19 protein-coding genes and 1 pseudogene are annotated in these 19,689 nt (G+C 59.3%); 19 read left to right on the top strand and 1 reads right to left on the bottom strand.

Going from position 1 to position 19,689, the window contains the following annotated elements; all coding sequences use genetic code 11:
* Positions 1-4: 4 nt before the first annotated feature.
* From J9789_RS17080 to J9789_RS10980, 3 genes and pseudogenes are all read left to right on the top strand, one after another.
* Entirely contained in the window at positions 5-1,144 is a 1,140-nt protein-coding gene (locus J9789_RS17080) for a DUF4406 domain-containing protein (protein WP_235396115.1), read from the top strand.
* 8 nt (positions 1,145-1,152) lie between these two features.
* A pseudogene (locus tag J9789_RS10985) lies at positions 1,153-1,788 on the top strand (DNA cytosine methyltransferase); the annotation flags it as partial.
* 23 nt (positions 1,789-1,811) lie between these two features.
* Positions 1,812-3,545, top strand: coding sequence for a DNA cytosine methyltransferase (locus J9789_RS10980; protein ID WP_209345308.1), 1,734 nt, complete (start codon positions 1,812-1,814; stop codon positions 3,543-3,545).
* Here the strand turns inward: J9789_RS10980 and J9789_RS10975 are convergent.
* Complete coding sequence (locus J9789_RS10975) at positions 3,539-4,093, bottom strand: DNA-3-methyladenine glycosylase I (RefSeq protein ID WP_209345306.1); 555 nt, start codon at positions 4,091-4,093, stop codon at positions 3,539-3,541. The two genes, J9789_RS10980 and J9789_RS10975, sit on opposite strands and share 7 nt — an antisense overlap.
* A 190-nt stretch (positions 4,094-4,283) precedes the next feature.
* Here J9789_RS10975 and J9789_RS10970 point away from each other — a divergent pair, with 190 nt between their 5' ends.
* The 16 genes from J9789_RS10970 to J9789_RS10895 all read left to right on the top strand — a co-directional run bounded on the left by J9789_RS10970 (position 4,284) and on the right by J9789_RS10895 (position 19,685).
* The gene (locus tag J9789_RS10970) at positions 4,284-4,841 is read left to right on the top strand and encodes a hypothetical protein (RefSeq protein WP_209345304.1); all 558 of its coding nucleotides are present in this window, start codon (positions 4,284-4,286) and stop codon (positions 4,839-4,841) included.
* A gap of 90 nt (positions 4,842-4,931) precedes the next feature.
* Positions 4,932-5,198: a hypothetical protein gene (locus J9789_RS10965; RefSeq protein WP_209345508.1), complete on the top strand. Its 267-nt coding sequence runs from the start codon at positions 4,932-4,934 to the stop codon at positions 5,196-5,198.
* Positions 5,182-5,778 (top strand): hypothetical protein, encoded by a 597-nt coding sequence (locus tag J9789_RS10960; protein ID WP_340039118.1) that lies wholly within the window; start codon positions 5,182-5,184, stop codon positions 5,776-5,778. Before J9789_RS10965 ends, J9789_RS10960 begins: the two co-directional genes overlap by 17 nt.
* Positions 5,771-7,615 carry a DUF87 domain-containing protein gene (locus J9789_RS10955; RefSeq protein ID WP_209345302.1) on the top strand — a complete coding sequence of 615 codons (1,845 nt, stop codon included), beginning with the start codon at positions 5,771-5,773 and terminating at the stop codon, positions 7,613-7,615. The genes J9789_RS10960 and J9789_RS10955 overlap by 8 nt, the downstream gene beginning before the upstream one ends.
* An 89-nt stretch (positions 7,616-7,704) precedes the next feature.
* A complete protein-coding gene (locus tag J9789_RS10950; protein WP_209345300.1) occupies positions 7,705-8,805 on the top strand; it encodes an S-layer homology domain-containing protein in 1,101 nt (366 codons plus the stop codon).
* 10 nt (positions 8,806-8,815) lie between these two features.
* The gene (locus J9789_RS10945; RefSeq protein WP_209345298.1) at positions 8,816-9,604 is read left to right on the top strand and encodes a phosphoadenosine phosphosulfate reductase family protein; all 789 of its coding nucleotides are present in this window, start codon (positions 8,816-8,818) and stop codon (positions 9,602-9,604) included.
* Between the two features lie 18 nt (positions 9,605-9,622).
* Entirely contained in the window at positions 9,623-11,017 is a 1,395-nt protein-coding gene (locus J9789_RS10940) for an ankyrin repeat domain-containing protein (protein ID WP_209345296.1), read from the top strand.
* Positions 11,014-12,081 carry a M23 family metallopeptidase gene (locus J9789_RS10935; RefSeq protein ID WP_209345294.1) on the top strand — a complete coding sequence of 356 codons (1,068 nt, stop codon included), beginning with the start codon at positions 11,014-11,016 and terminating at the stop codon, positions 12,079-12,081. Before J9789_RS10940 ends, J9789_RS10935 begins: the two co-directional genes overlap by 4 nt.
* 21 nt (positions 12,082-12,102) lie before the next feature.
* A complete protein-coding gene (locus J9789_RS10930) occupies positions 12,103-13,146 on the top strand; it encodes a DUF6329 domain-containing protein (protein ID WP_209345292.1) in 1,044 nt (347 codons plus the stop codon).
* A 169-nt stretch (positions 13,147-13,315) separates the two neighbouring features.
* Complete coding sequence (locus J9789_RS10925; protein WP_209345290.1) at positions 13,316-14,119, top strand: hypothetical protein; 804 nt, start codon at positions 13,316-13,318, stop codon at positions 14,117-14,119.
* A gap of 17 nt (positions 14,120-14,136) precedes the next feature.
* Positions 14,137-14,412 (top strand): DUF6103 family protein, encoded by a 276-nt coding sequence (locus tag J9789_RS10920; RefSeq protein WP_209345288.1) that lies wholly within the window; start codon positions 14,137-14,139, stop codon positions 14,410-14,412.
* Entirely contained in the window at positions 14,402-15,439 is a 1,038-nt protein-coding gene (locus J9789_RS10915) for a hypothetical protein (RefSeq protein WP_209345287.1), read from the top strand. Before J9789_RS10920 ends, J9789_RS10915 begins: the two co-directional genes overlap by 11 nt.
* Positions 15,440-15,563: 124 nt before the next feature.
* On the top strand, positions 15,564-16,034 hold the full coding sequence (locus tag J9789_RS10910) for a hypothetical protein (RefSeq protein ID WP_209345285.1): 471 nt from the start codon (positions 15,564-15,566) through the stop codon (positions 16,032-16,034).
* Between the two features lie 444 nt (positions 16,035-16,478).
* On the top strand, positions 16,479-16,886 hold the full coding sequence (locus J9789_RS10905; protein WP_209345283.1) for a hypothetical protein: 408 nt from the start codon (positions 16,479-16,481) through the stop codon (positions 16,884-16,886).
* Between the two features lie 15 nt (positions 16,887-16,901).
* Positions 16,902-18,746: a MobP3 family relaxase gene (mobP3, locus tag J9789_RS10900; RefSeq protein ID WP_209345281.1), complete on the top strand. Its 1,845-nt coding sequence runs from the start codon at positions 16,902-16,904 to the stop codon at positions 18,744-18,746.
* A gap of 15 nt (positions 18,747-18,761) precedes the next feature.
* Positions 18,762-19,685: a DUF3991 and toprim domain-containing protein gene (locus J9789_RS10895; protein WP_209345279.1), complete on the top strand. Its 924-nt coding sequence runs from the start codon at positions 18,762-18,764 to the stop codon at positions 19,683-19,685.
* The last annotated feature ends 4 nt before the right edge of the window (positions 19,686-19,689 follow it).

Here is a 19,689-nt window from a genome sequence, read left to right as displayed (position 1 = left end):
GTATATGACAGAAGGAAAAGAAAACCGTCCACCTAAAATCTACGCGATCTGGGTGGAAGCGAGGCCGGAGAGTCCCATGGCGGGGCTCTCCGGCTTTTTATCTGAGAACGGCCAGCGCCTGTTCTTTACTGAGTGTGGGAGCGCGAAACAGAAGCTTTGGGATATGGAGGCGCTCCGTCTCAACCGTCATCCCGCTGTAAAGTACCAATGTGTGGAGTATCCAGGCGGCCATGATATAGAGCGGAGTGTTCAGGCTGAATTGATCAAGGCTCTTGATACAACGCCAGACCCCGGAGTCATGCGGTATGCAGTCATAGACCGTATCTATGGCAACACCGGAGGCGGATGCATGGTGGGGACGCTGGCCGTGCGGCTCCCGGAACTGGATAAGACTATTTGGATCAACTGCAATGATGAGGGTGTGACCATCACCTCAGCCGACTATGTGTGGAACGAGGATGACAGCGGGAGCTGGGAGCGGTATGAGGATGTGGTCCTGCGGGAGATCAGCTTCTGGGATCACACCCCGGAGGACTTGGGCCCTCTGCTCCCCGCTGTTCGGGAAGCTGTCGCCTACACCATGGACAAGGAGCTGGAACACACCTCCGGACTGCTCAGGATCCCGGCAAAATGGCTGCCGGAGGTGTACCGCCAGGCCGCCGATCCGGAATATCTGGACTGGGCCGCGGCAAATGAACACGCGGTGGAATTCGGCAGAGAGGGTGTGGTGGTCAACGACCCGGCCTATCTCTTCCGCTCAGAGACACAGGAAAATGCCCCTGGCGCGGTGGTCTACATCGCTTCCCCCTTGTCCGGGGATGTGGAACAGAACCTCCAGTTTGCCCGGCAGGCGTGCCGGTATGCCATCTCCCAAGGCGTAACGCCCTTTGCGCCACGTTTGCTCTACACCCAGATGCTGGATGACAGCGCCCCGGAGGAACGGCAGCTCGGCATTGCCATGGGAAACCGGATGCTGAAACGGTGCGACGAGCTTTGGCTGTGCGGGGACCGGATCAGCCCCGGCATGACGGGAGAAAAAGAACTGGCGGAGCGTTTCGGCATCCCCGTGCGGAGCGTCAGCACGGAGGAGATCCAGTCCACGGAGCTCTCGCATACAGAGGGGATGGGGATGGCCATGGGGTGACCCTGACGATGGGGAGTCTCTTCGACGGCATCGGCGGATTTCCCCTTGCGGCGGAGCGGCATGGTATCAGAACGCTTTGGGCCAGCGAGATCGAGCCGTTCCCCATGAAGGTCACAGAACAGCGGTTCCCGAGCATGGCCCATAAGGGCGACATTACAAAGTTGAGCGGCAGGCTGCTGTTCCCTGTGGACATCATCTGCGGGGGCAGCCCGTGTCAGGATCTCTCAGTGGCCGGGGCGCGCGCCGGATTGTCTGGCGCCCGCTCCGGTCTTTTTATGGAGCAGATCCGCATCGTCAAGGAGATGCGGACGGCGGAGAGAGAACGGGGCCGCACGGCAGCCGACATCCGTCCCCGCTGGCTATGCTGGGAGAATGTGCCTGGCGCGTTCAGCAGCGGATCGCCCAAGGGTGAGGACTTTCGCATCGTGCTGGAGGAGATCATTCGGATCCATGACGCCGGCGCGGAGGTTCCACGGTCCTATCCCTATTCGTGGCCGGACGCGGGAGATATCGCGATAGAGACCGGCTTCTCACTGGCGTGGCGCTGTCTGGACGCACAGTTCTGGGGCGTCGCTCAGCGGAGAAAGCGCATTTTTCTGGTGGCGGACTTCGCCGGCCCTCTCGCGCCCCTGCTCCTGTTTGATAGTTTAAACACGGAGGTTTGACCATGCAGAACTACGACAGCAACGGCCAGATGATGCTGTTCTCTCTGGATGAGCCTGATGATGTAGATGATATATTCGAGAGCCAGCCAAAACAAAAAAGCAAAGCCGTGTCCCTGTCCGTGCTGATCTCCATCCCCTATTTCCACCTGGACCTGTCCAGGGGCCATGTGGATCTGTTTGGGTGCCATTATTGGGAACTCCGCTCCCCGTGGCGGGAAAATGGTCCGCCGCTCAACACCGGACCGGCTCCGCGGGAGCCTGTCAAGTGTGCTTTGTCCGATATCCTGGAAACCAGCCCCCGGAGAAAATACTATCTGAGCAGGACGGCCTGCCTGGGTATCCTGCGGCGGGCGGAGGAACGGGGCAAAGAGCTGCCGGCACAGCTCAAGGCGGCGCTGATGGCGCAGGCGGGACTGATTCTCAGGCCGGGACAACCATATCATACCGCAACAGAGCCTGTCGGCTTCGATGGCTACAATGGAGATATCACCGATCAGGTCTCCGCAACACTTGGCACCAATTGCGGCATGTCTACCGGGCGTAACGGAGTGATCGCACCAACAGCTTTTGCGGCCAATCAGCGGGAGAAGGTGAATTGCCGCAAAGCGGCAAGAGAAGCCGCCCTGGGGCGCGAGGTGCGGGATATCCACGATGTAGCGGGGGCTTTGGGCGCACAGCCGGGAATGAAACAGCAGGCTTTTATTGCTGAAAATTGTCTCAACCCATGGGATACGCAGCAGGCCCGTGTGTTTACCCCAGAGGGAAAAGCTCCAACCCTGGCCGGCGCGGACGGCGGAGGCGGGCGGATTCCCGGCGGGCTGCTGTTTGCCGCAGGCGTGGTGACCAAGGGAAACGGCGAGTGCTATCTCAGCCCGGAACGGCATACGTCCATAAGCGGCGGGGGCGGTATGCCCGGCCAGGGCTATCCCTGTGTACTGACCGCAGGTTTCTGTGCCGGAGCCGCGCCTACAGCGGGCGGGATCGGATATCAGGAGGAGATCGCGCCCACATTGAAAGCCGCTGAGAGTGGAACGAACATGGTGCCGTCCGTCCTCTGCCTGAATGACCAGGGCGGCGCGGCCATGGGGTGCAGCAAGGATGTCTCCGGCACCCTGCGGGCACAGGAGCATGGACACCAGCCGCTGGTCTATGAGAATCACGGCGTTGATGCCCGTTATACCGGCCCGCACCCTATATCTCCCACACTATCCGCAAGAGCGGGGACCGGCGGAAACAACCTGCCCTTGGTGACGGACGCTCCCTGTTTCTGCATTACGGGCAATGCCATCGACCGCCAGCCCCAAAACGGCGGCAACGGGATCGGGTATCAGGAGAACATCGCCTATACCCTGACCGCCACGGATCACCATGCGGTCTTCTCCCGTCAGCGGGTGGATGTATTCAAAGATGACGCAGTAGCTTCCACTGAAAGCGCCCGCCAGCACAAGGACGCCACCGATCTGGTGTATCAGGAGACGGTGGGTGCCCTGACCAGCAGCGACCGGAAAGGACCCAACAGCCAGTATGTAGGGCAGGATAAGCTGGTCGTAGACGGCCCCCTGCTCATCCGCCGCCTGACGCCCCTGGAATGTGAACGGCTCCAGGGCTTCCCGGACGGTTGGACGGACCTGCCCGGCGCGTCGGACTCGGCCCGCTATAAGGCGCTGGGCAACAGCGTGGCAATCCCCTGTGTGGAGTTCATCATGCGCGGCATTGCCATGGCCGCAGGCTATTGATTTCCCGGATAGCAGAAGCAGCAGGTTTCGTGGTCATTCACCACTCCTGTGGCCTGAAGAAAGGAATAGATAATCGTGCTGCCTACAAAGCTCATCCCCCGGCGCTTCAGGTCTTTGGAGATGCGGTCGGACAGCTCCGTGCGGGCGCGCATTTCATCATCTGTGTTCAAGATGACCTTGCCCCCGGTAAAGCCCCAAAGGTAGCGGTCAAAGGAGCCGAACTCCGCCTGAATGGTGAGAAACACCCTGGCGTTTTGAGTTGCGGCCATGATCTTGCGCCGGTTGCGCACAATTCCCGCATCCGACATCAGAGCCTCCACCTTCTCCGGGCCGTATTGGGCGACCACGGCTGGCTCAAAGTTGTCAAACGCGGCCCGAAACGCCTCCCGCTTTTTCAGGATCGTCAGCCAGGAGAGACCAGCCTGAAACCCTTCCAGAATAAGCATCTCAAAGAGTTTGCGGTCGTCATGCTCCGGCCGCCCCCATTCATTATCATGATAGGCGGTGTATAATTCCGAGCTTGGATCCGCCCAGCGGCACCGTTTCATCTCAAGACCCTCCCACAATCAAGCTGTCTTGATTATACACGCCATTGCACCAAATGGCCACCAAAAGTTCCGCGAAAGGGCTTGTCGCTTGTGCTTCGTTTCATGCCCTGTTCTTCGTTGGGTTTGGTGAATAGCTTTTGGCCATGGCTTGGGACATACTTGCCCTACCAAAAGGAAAGGAGCGCACAAAATGGGCAAACTGACCATCAATTTATGTGAGGAACTCCACCAGAAGATCCGGGAGGATGTGGCGGCGGACGAGGCTCTGACCACCGGCATCCTTATGGAACGGATCCTCCGGGAGCATTACGAAAGGCCCAAACCGCGCCCCAGGGCAGAGGGCGGCAGGACGATGGCGTTCTCGGTATCGGAGGAGCTGTTCCAGCGGGTCAAGCAGTATCTGGCGGCCCACGGAGACCAGTCCCAGCGGGACTTCGTGGTTGGTCTGGTGGAGCAGGGCCTCGCCCTGTGGAAACAGGGTAAGACCCTTAAGCCCCTGGAGGGGTACAAATCCCAGAAAGGAGAGCGGACACTGGCGTTCACCGTCACGGAGGAGCTGTTCCAGCAGATCAAAGCCTACCTGTCCGCCCACAAGAAGCTCTCCCAAAAGGAATTCGTGGTCACCCTGATCGAAAATGCCGTCTCCGGCTGGGAGACTTGCCAGGAGAAGGACGGGATCCCTGTCGTGGAAGTCCTGCCCGAGTTGAGTGAGGAGGAAAAGCCCGCAGCGAAGGACTCTGTTGCATGAGGGAACCGCGCCCTATATCACCACTATCCAGAAATAGGCCAAGGACGGGAGGCGTTACTTCCCGTCCTTTTCGTTAGGAGGAATCTGACCATATATATCTACCCTGATAATCTGAAAGCCAAGGCGATGCTCTGGCTGTGGACGCTGCGGGATGTGGCCATCATCGGGATCGGGCTTTTGCTCTCTGTCCTGGCCTTGGCACAGAGCGGCTTCCTGCCCCCGCTGGTGGTTACCGTCCTCTTCGCCTTCCTGAGCATCCGCGTGGAGGACGCCAGCATTCTGGACTTCCTGCGCTATGCCGTTTGCTTTTTATTTTTGAAACAGCAGTACTATGAATGGAGTGAGAATACTGAATAGGAAACAGAAAAAGGAGCTGCGCCAGCGGCAGACCACCCGGCAGCTCATGGGCATCAGCCAGCTCACCGATCACGGCCTCAAGACCGCCGATGGAGAACTGGCCTTTTTTCTTATCAAGCCGGACAACCTGTCCGTCCTCTCGGACGAGGGCATCCGAGGCCGGATGCTGGCCCTGACCCGCCTGCTGTGCGCCATGCCGGAGCTGCGGATGCTGGCTCTGGACTCCCGTGAGTCCTTCCGGCACAACAAGGACTGGTACCGCCAGCGATTGGAGGACGAGGAGCTGCCCGCCCTGCGGGAACTGCTGCGGCAGGACAGCGCCCACCTGGACGAGATCCAGTCCGCCACCGCTTCGGCACGGGAATTTGCCTTCGTCTGCCGCCCGGAGCAGCAAAACGGCGAGACCGCCGAGAGCCGCCTGCGCCAGACGGAAAAGCGCATCCGGGACCAGGGCTTCCATGTCCGTCTGGCCGGTGAGCAGGACATCAAGCGCCTGCTGGCGGTCTACTACCAGCAGGATGTGACCACAGAACACTTCGAAGACTGTGACGGCGGGAGGTGGGTGACACAGGATGCCTAAAAAAGCGCAGAAGAAAAAGAAAGCAAAGGCTCCGGCCAAGCCTGCCGAACCCCGCGTCAAGGACTTCCTGGACCTCATCGCGCCCACGGCGGTGAAGTTCAACACCGACCACGCCATCTGCGGCGGGGCATACCGCTGTACCCTGGCCCTGCGGAGCTATCCCACCACCACGGAGGAGCTGGCCCTGCTGCGGCATTTAGGCGAAAAGAGCGGCGTGACCCTGACCATTTACAACCGGCAGGTGACTGCCGCCGAGGAGGATAAGATCATCCACAATGCGGAGAACAAGAACCGCATGGACCGGGGCAGCAGCAACAGCATGAAGCAAGCCGTCACCGCCGAGGCCAACCTCCAGGATGTGGCGGCGCTCATCGCCTCCATGCGGAAGAACAGCGAGCCGCTCCTCCACTGCGCCGTGTTCATCGAGCTGTCCGCACGGGACGCGGAGAGCCTGCGCACCCTGCGGGACGAGGTGACGGCGGAGCTGGTGCGGAGCAAGCTGGGCGCCGACCCAATCCTCCTGCGCCAACGGGAGGGCTTTCTCTCCGTGAACCCCGCTGGCCGCAACGCCTTTGGCTCCCAGTTTGAGCGCGTCCTGCCTGCCAGCTCGGTGGCCAACCTGTATCCCTTCAACTACTCCGGCAAGACCGACCCCAAGGGCTTTTACATCGGACGGGACCGCTACGGCTCCAATATCATCGTGGATCTGAACCGCCGTGCCGACGACAAGACCACCGCCAGCGTCCTCATCCTGGGCAACAGCGGCCAGGGCAAGAGCTATCTGCTCAAGCTCCTGTTGTGCAACATCCTGGAGAGCGGGCAACGCGCCATCTGCCTGGACCCGGAGCATGAGCTGACTGACCTGTGCGTCAACCTGGGCGGCTGCTTTCTTGACCTCATGAGCGGTATATACCGGATCAACCCCCTCCAGCCCAAGCTGTGGGATGTCAGCGGCGAAGATGACCCGGACGCTCCCGCGGCCTTTCGCCAGAAGACCCGGCTGAGCCAGCATATCTCCTTCCTGAAGGACTTCTTCCGCTCCTACAAGGAGGACTTCGCGGACAAGCACATCGACACCATCGAGCTGATGCTGGAGCGGCTGTACGCCCAGTGGGGCATGGATGACAACACGGACTTTTTGTCCCTGACCCCCACGGATTACCCCGTTCTCTCCGACCTCTACCGTATCATTGAGGATGCGTATCAGAATTATGACCAGGAGGAATTCCCCCTCTACACCAGGGAATTGCTGCGGGAGGTCCTGCTGGGCCTCCACTCCATGTGCCGCGGCGCGGAGAGCAAGTTTTTCAACGGCCACACCAACATCACCAGTTCCCGCTTCCTGGTCTTCGGCGTCAAGGGGCTCCTCCAGGCCAGCCGGAATGTGAAGAACGCCATGCTGTTCAATATCCTCTCCTATCTCAGCGACAAGCTGCTCACCGAGGGAAATACCGTGGCCACGCTGGACGAGCTGTACATCTGGCTGAGCAACCTGACCACCATCGAATATATCCGTAACAGCCTCAAGCGGGTGCGGAAGAAGGAGTCCTCCATGATCCTGGCCAGCCAGAATCTGGAGGACTTTGATGTGGACGGTATTCGGGAGCTGACCCGGCCCCTGTTCGCCATCCCCACCCACCAGTTCCTGTTCAACGCAGGCAGCGTGAACAAGAAGTTCTATATGGACAACCTCCAACTGGAGCCTGCTGAGTTCGAACTCATCCGCTATCCCCAGAGGGGCGTCTGCCTCTACAAGTGCGGTAACGAGCGGTATCTGCTGGAGGTCCATGCACCGCCCTATAAGGAAAAGCTGTTTGGAAAGGCGGGCGGACGGTGAACCCGTAAGTTAGTGAGCTCATTCCGAACCAATGGCCTGGAAATTGCCAAGCGGCTTCCAGGCTGTTTTCTTTTTGGAAAGGAACATCAATGAAACGAATCTATACCATATTATCTTTTTTCATGCTGACCGCAGCCCTGTGTATGCAGCTGACCGCCCCAGCATCTGCGGCCAATGATCCGGGATTCCGGGATGTCAGCGCGGAATCCCCTTGGTATGAGGGCATTTCCTTTGCGGCTGAAAACGGGATCACCTGTGGGACCGGGGACAATAACTTTTCGCCCGACGCTGTCATCACCACCCGCCAGTGGGCAGTCATGATCTGCCGTGCCTATGATAAGGAGGTTCCCGAAACTCCTGGTATTCCCTTCGGGCAGGCCCAGCTCGAGCTTGCGTACAAAGAGGGATGGCTCAATATGAGTGCGGTACTGGAACCAGACACGGAGATGTGCCGCAGCGCAATTTATGCCAGTGCTTTTGCGGCAGAGGGGATTCCCGTTTACTGTTATGAGCTGTATGAAGACGGAGAATACATGAGCGACGCTGATAATTATGTTCGTATCGCCTGTGAAAATGGATTGTGCGCGGAAAATGCCGATCCACTGGAACGTATCACACGCGGCGAAGCGGCACAGATCATCTATCTGGTCCGTACCAAAGGGCTGCACGTCGATCCCCCCGAGATGGTGGAGCGGTTGAACATCAATAATGTTGATCAGGTATATCTCGGCTCCTATCTTGTCGAGATGAAAAAGATTCCCGCGGCTATTCTGGATGAATATACAGCGCACGGCTGGTCGTTTGATCTGGACAGTCAGTATCTGGACGATTTAAGTGAGCAGTTGAATATGCAGTGCGCCGGTGCGACCAGTTATCGTCAAAAAACGATCTATGCCCGTGAGCCGTCTTGTACCGTTCATGAGTTCGGGCACTTCTATCATCAGGTAATTGGCTTTCCATCCACCACGGAAAAGCTCTATGAGAAGGAGTCGGGATCCGCGCGTGCTGTACTGGGAGACTACTCAACAGTCAATTCGCGGGAGTATTTTGCGGAGTTTTTTGAGTATTGGATCGATTGGAGTGAAAACGAGGATAGGATGCGCCCTCTGGCAGATGCCGCGCCGGAAACCTTTGCATACTTTCTGAAGCTCGAAGAACTCGGCTGGCCTGAGAACGCAAATGCGCAATAGGGAGCCAGCTATGAATGTCATCTCTTATGGCGGCGGCACAAACAGTACCGCTATGCTGATTGGAATGTACCACAAAAATATCCCCGCCGACCTCATTCTCTTTGCGGATACAGGCTGCGAGCAGCCCCACACCTATGAGTACCTGTCCGTCATGGACCAGTGGCTGATAAATCACGGGATGCCGAAGATCACAGTGGTAGAATACATGGACATGAATGGGGACCGCCTGACACTGGAGCAGGAGTGCCTCCGTTCCGGCACCCTCCCCGCTCTGGCCTATGGCTACAAGAGGTGTTCCCTGAAGCACAAGGCCGGTCCGCAAGAAAAATTCTGCAACAACTATCCGCCCTGCCGGGAGGTGTGGGCCAGAGGCGAGAAGGTAGTCAAGTTCATTGGCTATGACGCCGACGAGGAGCAGCGCAGGACCCACGCCTATGTCTATGATATACAGGATAAGAAATACCAGATGGAATATCCCCTGATCGACTGGGGCTGGGGGCGGGAGGACTGCGTTGCCGCCATCCAGCAGGAGGGCCTGCCGCTGCCCGGCAAGTCCTCCTGCTTTTTCTGCCCCGCGATGAAGCACCATGAGATCCGCACCCTCTACCACAACCACCGGGATCTCTTTGACCGGGCCATCGCCATCGAGGACAACGCCCAGCCCAACCTCATCAGTGTCAAGGGCCTGGGGCGGAACTGGTCCTGGCGGGACTTTGTGGAGGCGGATAAAAATCAGATGGCCATGTGCTGGATGTTCCCGGAACATGATATGCCCTGCGGCTGCTATGACGGAGGATAGGAAAGGAGTATTGATCAGATGAAAACCATTGAATTGGACAAATGGGAGCCTTCCGAGGAAGACCCCCGCAAGCTGAAGTGTGCCGGACAGCGCACAGCCCAGGAGGTTTTCGAGGAACTGAAATACCGGCTGGAGGGCATGGGCTATCTGCCGGACGAGTATTTTCTGCTGGCTCAGGAGTGGGAAAATGGCCGGGAGATCCCCCAGGACGCAGACATCTTCTGTACCACCGACTATGGCGGCAGCGAGGGCGTCTATCTGGATGTGTACCTGAAGTGGTATGAAAACGGCCAGCCGGTCACCAGGAGCTTCATCACCGGCAAGACCCTGGGCGATACCGGCGCGGACCTTGACCGGATGTTTCTCATCTCCTCCGCCATCACCAAGGCGTTCCACGGGGATGGCGGCACCTATGCCCGGTATATGCGGTTGGGGGAACGACCGGAGCCAGAGGACATGATCGTCCACCTGGATCCCGCGGAACAGCGTACCATCATCCAGGCGCTGGCAGAGCAGCGGGAACGACAGGAGGCTGCCATGTCCCAGACCGAGCAGCTTCTACGGCGCATGACCGGGAGCATCACCGCCTATATGGACACGGCTGGTCAGCGGCCCCTGCGCATGAGCGACTATGACAAAACAGTACTGGCCATCCGGGACGGCGAGTTGGAAACATTCAAGCAGTTTTACCCCAAGGTGCCGAATCAGGCGGACAGTCTGCTGGCGGAGGCGGCTGGACGGCCGGGGATAGTTGGACGGAAGATGGTTCTGACATTGCTGGCCGACGCAAGGAGTATTTCGCCGGAAGCCTACCTCACCGCCTGCAAGCGGGCGGTGGATACGGGAGACAGCCAGCGGGTGCAGACTCTGGTGGAGCAGATGAAAAGCCGGCTCTCAGAGCCGCGTCCCACGCTCCCCGGCGAGGTCATCCAGTACGCCTATGGACACGATCATCAGGAGATCGCCAAAGACCTGCTCCGGCGATGCACCCCGGAGCAGATTGCCGCCGCACCGCCAAGCCTGCTGCCCATGGCCGCCATGCGGCAGGATTTCCAAACTGCCATGGTGCTGGTGGAAAAGGGGGCGCAGCCGGACCGTCACATTTCCCAGGTGCTCCGTCCTTTGCTCTCTGGTCATCTGGAATGGATGGCAGAGCGGCTTTTGAAAGCAGGGATGCCGGTGGAACTGGATGATTATGCCGCCCTCTCTGCCTGCATTCAAAATGACGCGGTGGATACGGCCAAGCTGCTGCTGGATCGCGGCATGGATCTGGAGCAGTACCGCCTGTGGGATGCGGCCTACGGCAGGAGCGACGGCCATGCGGAAACCATGGATGCGCTGTCCGAATACTGGTCAGAACTGCAAAGCGGCCCACAGCAGGACGGCCCAGCCATGGGCGGCATGAGTCTATGAGCGCCACAGCCGCCGCGGTAGTCAAAGCGGCCATCGCCGCCCTCTCGGATGAAAATACCCGGAAGAAGCTGGGCTGGGTGCTGGTGGCCATCCTCTCTCCGGTGATCCTGCTCATCGCCTTTTTATGCTCTCTGGGTTCGGGCTCCGCCTCCCACAACCTCTCTGTGGTGGAGCTGTGCTTCTACGGCGGGACGATTCCTGCGGAACTCCCGGACGAGTACCGTGCCTATATCGGAGAGATGCAGACCTGTTTCGCTTTGCTGGATGGAGCCATCGCTGAAATCAACGCACAGGCAGAGGATGAAAATGGCCTTGACGGTATCCGTGTCAAGGCCATCTTTTATGCTCTGTACTTCGGCGCGGAAAGTCCCAGCCGCCAGGACTGCCGGGCGTTTGCGGACTGCTTCGTCACCTATGAGGAGCGCACCCGCACCGTAATCATAGCGAATGAAGATGGAACTACCACAGAGGAAGAAGAAACCTATACCGTGGCAGTACCTATCGAGGATCTGGCACAGGTCTACAAGAACATCTACGCCGTGCTGGGCACAGAGTCCACCGATGATCAACAAGCCAATGCGGACAGCGTCTACAGTCTGATCCGCTATGGCTACACCGGGAGCGGCAGCGGCTTTTCCGGTTCGGATGTGCCGTTCATCGGGGCGGACGGCTTCTGCTCTCCCATCGGGGAGAACTGGCGGAGCGTGGTCACCTCGGAGTTCGGCAATCGTATCGACCCCATCACGGGAGAGCGCCGGGGACATACCGGCATGGACCTGGCGGTACCCACCGGCACGCCGATCCGCGCCGCCCTGCCGGGGACGGTGACAGTCTCCGCCTACAACCAGGGCGGGTACGGCTACTATATCATCATCGACCACGGCGATGGCCTGTCCACTCTATACGGCCACTGTTCCCAACTGCTGGCCTCGGCGGGCCGGACGGTGGAGGCAGGGGATGTGGTCGCCCTGTCCGGCTCCACCGGACGGTCCACCGGTCCGCACCTCCACTTCGAGGTGCGGGTCAACGGGGAGCGGACGAACCCGCGCAGCTATCTGCCATAGGGCAGAGGAAAGGAAAATGTGATGAAAATCAAAGCAAATCTCTTGAACAGACCCAACAATTTTCAGATGGATGATTGTCAAATCGAGAAGGTGGTGGAGTTATCAACGGCGGAGTTTTCCGCGCTGGTGATCACACCGCTCACAAATCAGCCGTTCATTGCGGAGAACAAAAGCCGGATGTTCGTCGACAACAGAGCCATCCACTGCCTGCTGGCGCTGGGCCAGGGCAGCGAGGACGGTGTGCTGGTCTATTCCGACGGCTATGATTACCCACGCCTCGCCGCCTATCTGCCGGGGATGCGGGATATCCTCAACGCCAGACTGGAGCGGGCGGCGGACTTCATCGTCCGGCAGGGTACGGAGGCCACAGAGAACGGGAACTGGGGCGTCAGTTTCGAGGAGCTGGAGAAGCGGACCGGGATCACGATCCGCAGAGGAAACGGCCTGGACGGGATGCTGCTGGATGTGCTCACACGCCGCAGAGAGATAGCCTCGGCGGTACTGACCGATACAGGGCTCGACATAGCGTACCACCCCAGTTTCTGTCCCAGGATTCAAGGCCAGAAACCGTGCTACTTCGCCAAACTTCCGGAGGAACAGAAGACCCGGCTTTTCTATGACGCGGTAGAGGTGTTCTGTGAGCTTTTTGAAAGTGAAGGTATCTACTCCACTCTTCACGACGGCCTGCAAATGCCGAATGAGGAGATCCTGGCACGCGGATACCTCACCGTCGAGGCCATGCTGGCCGCGGGTGCCGTCATAGCCCTGCCGGAAAACTCTGATATCTCTCTGCGGGACATTCTCCAGTACGAGCTGGCCGAGGATCTGTCTCTCGTCCACACCCAGGGTGGAGAACCGATATTCCTTGAACAGGAGGAGGAACTGACCCGTGCGGAGCGAAAACGCTTCTCCGATGTGCTGGACGCCCGCGTTCTGGAGACCCGCGCCGGGGAGGACGGCACGGAGATCGTGATTGACGGCGTGAAGCCGGAACGGCTGGAGCAGTTCCGCTCTGTCCTCGATGCCTATAAGCCGGAGGCTCAGAGCATGAAATTCATTCAATAAAGGGGGCGGCAGACTCATGGACAGTTATGGCTTCCCCCATGTGCGCCCCCTGTTTGGTGAGAACCAGGACTTGGCCGGCCTATCTGCGGGAGGTCGAGGCAAGCTGGAACACCCAGCAGGCGGAGGCGCAGACAGATGCTCCCCAGATAACGATGAAGGAGAGATGACCATGTCAAGTTTTAATATTGCTCTTGCAGAAGAGGGCCTCACCGCCTATGCCATAGAACGGCAGAATGGAATCGAGCGTCACCAACGGCAGGACGAACCGCCCTGGTCGGAAACACGCCGGTTCTGGATCGACGCGATCCTTCAGGGCATGGCCCGGCTGGATGGAGTGCGGCCTGACCCAAAGCAGATGGAGCGGTTCGACCAGCGGCTGGCACAGGCCCGCGGCAGCTTTGCCGCAGAGCCTGCCACAGTTCAATCGCAGAAAGAGACGATCCGGGAACTGCAATGCTACCTCTCTGCGGTGGAAGCAGCCGGCGATGACCGCAGGCGGCAGATTGCCGTTGTCCGGGATTTGCTGGAGGACATGGCCTCCCATCTGCCGTGGGCCGGCGTGTCAAATGGGCTGCACGACGCCTATGACCAGTCGGCGTCCATGCTCCGCCACATGACCGCCCGGATGCCCATTCGGTTCACCCGTATCCTTCTGGGCTGGGAGACCGGCCCCTGCGAGAGCGCCTATGTATCCGGCGCGGTGACCACGCCGGAAGAAGTCACGGATACACTGCTGTTCAGGAAACTCTCTGAGCGGTATCCAGAGGTAACCGATTGGCCCGCGCTCTGCGTGGTCTACAACGGCGCTGGGCTGGATAACCCCATGGGTGTGGTGGACGCGTCAGAGTTCGATCTGGCGATCATGAACGAGGCCGGCGACTGCTTTCTGAATTTGCCTGGGATCCGCTGGGCTGGAGGTCCCTACGAAATGCGGGTCGCGGACAGCCCCGCCATGACAATGACGATGCAATAAGATTGGAGGCTGTCACCATGGAAAAAAGTGAAATCACAATCAGCTTCGACTGTGAGCGGCTGGAGGCGCTGGAGTTCTATTTGGGGAAGGAGCATTCCAGCGTCCAGAAACGCATGGAGGAGGCCCTGCGGCAGCTCTATGAACAGGCTGTACCTGAACCGGTGCGGGAGTTTCTGGACAGAAAAGCCGCGCCAGTTCGTCCCAAGCGTCCGACGCGGCCAAGCCAGCCGAAGCAGGAACCGCGTCCTGTTGCACCACTTGCGCAGAAGGAGGATGCACGCAATGAACAGTAGAGAAATCACCCTATGGCTCGACGGGCGATGGTACGACGCGCTGAGCCGCCAGCTGAAAGGTGAGACAGTGGAGGACAAGCTCAATGAGCACCTGGACGAGCTCATCAACGCCCTGATCCCGGACACGGAGTACAGCCGCATCAGCCAGGAGATCTGGCAGGAGGAGCAGGAGAACAAGCAGGCGCAGGAAGCCGCCCGCCGCTTCGCCGTGTTCCATGTGACGGAGGACGGCGGCGATACCTACTTCGTGGCCGAGGAGAATCTGGAGATGCTCCAGGTGGCCGCCCGGCTGCGCAGCTATCTCCGCAAGCCCCCTGAGAACTCTCCCGCACGGTTCACCGGAATGTTTTCCCGCGGGGAGAAGATCTCCCGTGAGCAGTTCAATGACTATGTGTCGGAGCGGCTGGAGAACACCGGACGGGTGACCGGGGCATTCGACATCGACCTGGACTCCGGCCGCTTCAACGCGCTCCATATCATGGACGGCTGGCAGTGTTTCCGAATCAGGGATGTCAGCAGCGCCGCCTACTATGCAAATAAGAGAGCCTATACGTCGTTGGAGGAGCGGTGGAAGGTGTTCCTCAACCATCTCGATGGAAAACAGCTCACCCAGGAAATTGAGCCTGGATATCTCACCGGCAGCCGGATGCTCCGAACCGGGGACATCTCCTTCAGCGGGGACATCGAGCAGAACGAAAACCTGCTGGAGTTCTATCTGGATACCGCTTTCGACGTCGACAAAGTATTCGGCACACACGTCTGCACCGATGAGAATGATGACTGGCTGAACATCTATGCCAACTACGATATGGAGCACCGCCGCGTCTGCGACACGCTGGAAGTGTTCCTGGTGCATGGCGATGGCAGCGAGCAGGACTACAAGTACTGTCTCAGCGAGGAGGAGCAGGCGCTCCTCCTTCCGAAGATGGAGGACTACTGCCAGCAGCAGACGGGCATGAGCCTTGCTGACTACAGCGCACAGTGCATGGCGGAGGATATGGCGCCGCCCATCGGCCCTGCAATGTGATCTATGTCAATCTGCTGGTGCTATTTTTCGTTGGCTTTGCTGAATAGCTTTTCCGGCGAAGGTGTGCCATTGTGTTTGCAAGCCGCCAGGAGCGGCACAAAATAACAACAGGAGGAACAACGATATGACAACTGAGAGAGCGCAGGAATTTCAAATGAGGATCACCGAGGAGGCTCTGGCTTTGATGATCATCCACGGTGAGAGCGTCAGCGACGCCCCCAGTGAGGAGGACATCAGCCTGGCCCACTACGAGGAGGCCGTCACCCTGATTGGTAAGGCGTGGGGCCTCCCCGCTGAGGCCACCGCTGAGAACCTCGGCCTCATCCAGAGGGAGAAGGATGTCCTCCGCAGGATCGCGGCCGGCGAGAATGTCAACCATATCCTGCCGGAAGAAGAACTGCCCATGAACGCCAGCGGGATGGAAACACTGGACAACGTGTGGGACCTGTTCGAAACCGCCGTCCGGCTGGACAACTGGGAGCAGCGCGCAGCGATGTTCAAGCTGGCCGATGAACTGGCGGAGTGCCAGAACCTGCTGGACTGGATCGAGAAGACGCCCGCGGAGCGGGAGTTACCTGAGATCACAGCCGGCTGATTGGCAGCCCAAACAGGGGGCGCTCCATTGCGATGGAGCGCCCCTACTGTTCTCCCCGCCGTTGCCCCTGTCCCGCCCTGTGTGCCGCTTTGCGGGGGTGGGCAGCGTCCCAGCCCACTGGCGCGGCAAAGCGCCGTGTTGCCAGCGTGTGGCGGGAAACGGGAAGGCACAAATGGCCGCTTTGCGGGGGGACGAAAAAAGTGCTGGATAAAAGGGTGCAATCACCCTGTATCACACCGCCCCGCAATGCGGGTCGGAGATACGCTTTTTAGGCTGGTCACGACAGTTTTTCGGTACCTTTTTGCTAAACCCAGTGTTATCACTTCTTTGCCGATGCTATCAAATCTGATATGAACCTGCCAAAAATCCCGACAGTTCCAGCGGTGTTTGCAGTTTCAAAAATGCTATCACAGCTATTTTCAGTTTATATCGGAGGTATTCTGAATGACAGAAGAAAAAGTAAAATTTCTGATGCGGATCGATTCTGATACTGACCGCAAGATTAAAACAGCCATGCCGCTGGCAAATGTCCGCAGTCAAAACGAGTTCGTGGAGAACGCCTTACGGTTCTACTGCGACTACCTGGCCTCCCAGGATTGCTTCTCCGTACTGCCGCCCATGCTGGTGTCCGCCATCCGTGCCACCGTGCAGAGCAGCGAGACACATATCTGCCGCATCCTGTTCAAGCTGGCGGTGGAGATGGACATGATGATGAACATCCTGGCCGCGGGCATGGAAATTCCGGAGGAGCAGCTGCGGGAACTGCGGGGCCGGTGCGTCCAAAATGTGAAAAAGACCAACGGCGGCATCACGCTGGAGAACGCGGTGGCGTATCAGCGCGGCGCGGACTGACGGCGGTGACGCTTCATGCCTCGCGTCATCTTCAAGTGCCCCTATCTCAAGGGCGGCGCGGCGCAGGCCGCACACCTGGGAAACTACGTCCGCTACATGGCCACCCGCAAGGGTGCGCAGCGCATCGCCCCTGACGCGGCGGGACTGCCCGCCACGAAAAAACAGCGGGAGATGGTGGAGCAGCTCATCCGAGACTTCCCGCTGAGCCGGGGACTGTTCGAGTACGAGGACTATCTGGCCTCGCCCACCCGCGGCAACGCCTCGGAGTTCATCACCCGTGCGCTGGAGGACAACTACGACTCGCTGGCGAAAAAGGAAAACTACATCAGCTACATCGCCAGCCGTCCCCGTGCCCAGCGCACCGGGGCGCACGCTCTGTTCACCGGCTCGGACGATCCGCTGACGCTGTCCCAGATCGCGGACGAGGTGGCGCACCATCCCGGCAATGTGTGGCTGCCCATCATCTCCCTGCGGCGGGAGGACGCCGCCCGGCTGGGCTATGAGGACGCGGCACGGTGGAGGGAACTGCTCAACAGCTATGCGGTGGAGATGGCGGCGGCCATGAAGATCCCGTGGGAGCAGTTTCGCTGGTACGCCGCCTTTCACGATGAGGCCCACCACCCGCATCTGCACATGGTCTGCTACAGCGCGGACGGCAAGTCCGGCTACCTGACCAAAACGGGCATCGCCCAGATCAAGTCCGGGCTGGCCAAGCGGATCTTCCAGCAGGACCTTGTGTCGCTCTATGAGCGGCAGACCCAGCGGCGGGACGCGCTCACTCAGGAGGCCAGCGAGGTCATGCGCCAGCTTACGGAGCAGATGAAAGATAGTACGCTGGACAACCCGCGTATCGAGCAGCTCATGGAGCAGCTGGCCGGGAAACTGCAAACCATCTCCGGCAAAAAGCAGTACGGCTATCTGAAAGCGCCGCTGAAGTCGGTGGTGGACGAGATCGTGGACGAGCTGGCAAAGGACGGGCGCGTCGCGCAGGCGTATGACCTATGGTATGAGTTACGGGAAGAAGTACTCCACACCTACAAGGACGATCTGCCGCCACGCCTTCCGCTATCCCAGCAGAAAGAGTTCAAGCGGATCAAGAATCTGGTCATCCAGGAGGCGGTGCGGCTGGGCGAGCTGTCCGCTGTGTTCGCGCCGCCCGAGCCGGAAGAAACAGATGAACCTGAGTTGGATTCCGACAAGCAATACGCCCTCGGCAAAGCCTACCGGGACGGCCATGGCGTGGAGCAGGACGCACTGATGGCTGCGGCATTGTTTCAAAAGGCCGCTGCGCGGGGAAATGACTCCGCCGCATACGCTCTGGCCAAGCTGCTCCTCAACGGCGGCGACGGTCTGCGGCGGGATATTCCTGCCGCTGTGGAGTGGCTCAAACAGTCTGCGGAAGCTGGAAACCAATTTTCTCAGTATCGGCTGGGTAAACTCCTGCTCCAAGGAGAGAATGTCTCAAAGGATACCGCCGAGGGCGTCCGCTGGCTGACCGCCTCCGCTGAACGGGGGAACCAATACGCCCAGTATGCCCTGGGCAAGCTCTATCTGCTGGGCAAGGAGATTCCGAAGGACGGGGACGCCGCCGTCCGCTGGTTCACGCTGGCGGCGGCGCAGGGCAGCGAGTATGCTCAATATTTCCTTGACCACATGGATGACTTTCGGGGGCCATCCCTGTTCTCCTGTGCCACCCGGCTCCTGCGCCACATGAGCCGGATCTTTCAGGAGCAGACGCCAAAGGGACCTGCCAGAACGATCTCGTTTACGGATAAAAAGCTGCGCCAGCGGATTAGGGAAAAGAAGATTGCCATGGGCCATAAGGCGGACGATTACGAAGAACGAATGCAGCAAATTTAGTGGAGGTGAGATAAAATGCCCTATATTCATTTTACCGAGGAGCAGAAGCTCCGGGCTGGCTCTGTTGACCTCGTTGAGTTCCTGCGCCGCCAGGGAGAGAAACTCATCCGCTCCGGCCCGGAGTATCGCATGACCAGCGACCACAGCGTCACTGTCCGGGGCAATGAGTGGTACGACCACGCCACCGGGGAAGGCGGTGGCCCCGTCTCCTTCGTTCAGAATTTCTATCATCTCAGTTACCCGGAGGCGGTCACCCGCCTGCTGGATGGCGAACAGGGGCAGCCGTATGCACCGGCGCAAAAGCCGAAGGAAGAACCCATAAGAGAATTCATCCAGCCGCCCGCCAACCATTCGATGCGCCGTCTCTATGCATACCTGCTGAAGAAACGGCACATCGACCGGGAGGTGCTGAATACCTTCGTCCGAGCAGGACTCATCTATGAGGACGCAGAATATCACAACGCCGTGTTTGTCGGAAAAGACGAACACGGCGTTGTCCGTCATGCCCATAAGCGAAGCACCAACGATCTGGGCAAGACCTTCCGCATCAATGTGGCGGGCAGCGACCCTCGGTACAGCTTCCACTGGACCGGTACCAGCAACCGGCTGTATGTGTTCGAGGCCCCTATTGACCTGCTGTCTTTTGTAACACTGTACCCGGAGGGCTGGCAGGAGCACAGCTATGTGGCCTGCTGCGGAACATCCAGCCAGCCTGTGCTCCAGATGATGGAGCAGAATCCCGCACTGCGCGAGGTGTTCCTGTGTCTGGACAACGACAAGGCCGGACACACCGCCTGCCTGCGGATCGCGGAGAGAGTTGCGGAACAGTTCGGGATCGCCTCAGACCGGCTGATCCCACAGAACAAGGACTGGAACGATGATCTGGCCGAGATCACAGAGGCACAGGCACTTGCTCCGGTCACACAGCAGATGGGGTGAGCCT

Source organism: Flavonifractor sp. AGMB03687, from assembly GCF_017811815.1.
GTDB lineage: Bacteria > Bacillota > Clostridia > Oscillospirales > Oscillospiraceae > Flavonifractor.
The sequence above is the reverse complement of the archived record's forward strand: the minus strand, read 5'-3'. Positions and strand labels throughout refer to the sequence as shown.

Bases quoted from the DNA above. Each gene is read 5' to 3' on its own strand.
- J9789_RS10915 (WP_209345287.1), top strand. From the start codon at position 14,402: ATGAACAGTAGAGAAATCACCCTATGGCTCGACGGGCGATGGTACGAC.
- J9789_RS10940 (WP_209345296.1), top strand. From the start codon at position 9,623: ATGAAAACCATTGAATTGGACAAATGGGAGCCTTCCGAGGAAGACCCC.
- J9789_RS10970 (WP_209345304.1), top strand. From the start codon at position 4,284: ATGGGCAAACTGACCATCAATTTATGTGAGGAACTCCACCAGAAGATC.
- J9789_RS10975 (WP_209345306.1), bottom strand. From the start codon at position 4,093: ATGAAACGGTGCCGCTGGGCGGATCCAAGCTCGGAATTATACACCGCC.
- J9789_RS10930 (WP_209345292.1), top strand. From the start codon at position 12,103: ATGAAAATCAAAGCAAATCTCTTGAACAGACCCAACAATTTTCAGATG.
- J9789_RS10910 (WP_209345285.1), top strand. From the start codon at position 15,564: ATGACAACTGAGAGAGCGCAGGAATTTCAAATGAGGATCACCGAGGAG.
- J9789_RS10950 (WP_209345300.1), top strand. From the start codon at position 7,705: ATGAAACGAATCTATACCATATTATCTTTTTTCATGCTGACCGCAGCC.
- J9789_RS10920 (WP_209345288.1), top strand. From the start codon at position 14,137: ATGGAAAAAAGTGAAATCACAATCAGCTTCGACTGTGAGCGGCTGGAG.
- J9789_RS10895 (WP_209345279.1), top strand. From the start codon at position 18,762: ATGCCCTATATTCATTTTACCGAGGAGCAGAAGCTCCGGGCTGGCTCT.
- J9789_RS10925 (WP_209345290.1), top strand. From the start codon at position 13,316: ATGTCAAGTTTTAATATTGCTCTTGCAGAAGAGGGCCTCACCGCCTAT.
- J9789_RS10905 (WP_209345283.1), top strand. From the start codon at position 16,479: ATGACAGAAGAAAAAGTAAAATTTCTGATGCGGATCGATTCTGATACT.
- J9789_RS10935 (WP_209345294.1), top strand. From the start codon at position 11,014: ATGAGCGCCACAGCCGCCGCGGTAGTCAAAGCGGCCATCGCCGCCCTC.
- J9789_RS17080 (WP_235396115.1), top strand. From the start codon at position 5: ATGACAGAAGGAAAAGAAAACCGTCCACCTAAAATCTACGCGATCTGG.
- J9789_RS10955 (WP_209345302.1), top strand. From the start codon at position 5,771: ATGCCTAAAAAAGCGCAGAAGAAAAAGAAAGCAAAGGCTCCGGCCAAG.
- J9789_RS10980 (WP_209345308.1), top strand. From the start codon at position 1,812: ATGCAGAACTACGACAGCAACGGCCAGATGATGCTGTTCTCTCTGGAT.
- J9789_RS10945 (WP_209345298.1), top strand. From the start codon at position 8,816: ATGAATGTCATCTCTTATGGCGGCGGCACAAACAGTACCGCTATGCTG.
- mobP3 (WP_209345281.1), top strand. From the start codon at position 16,902: ATGCCTCGCGTCATCTTCAAGTGCCCCTATCTCAAGGGCGGCGCGGCG.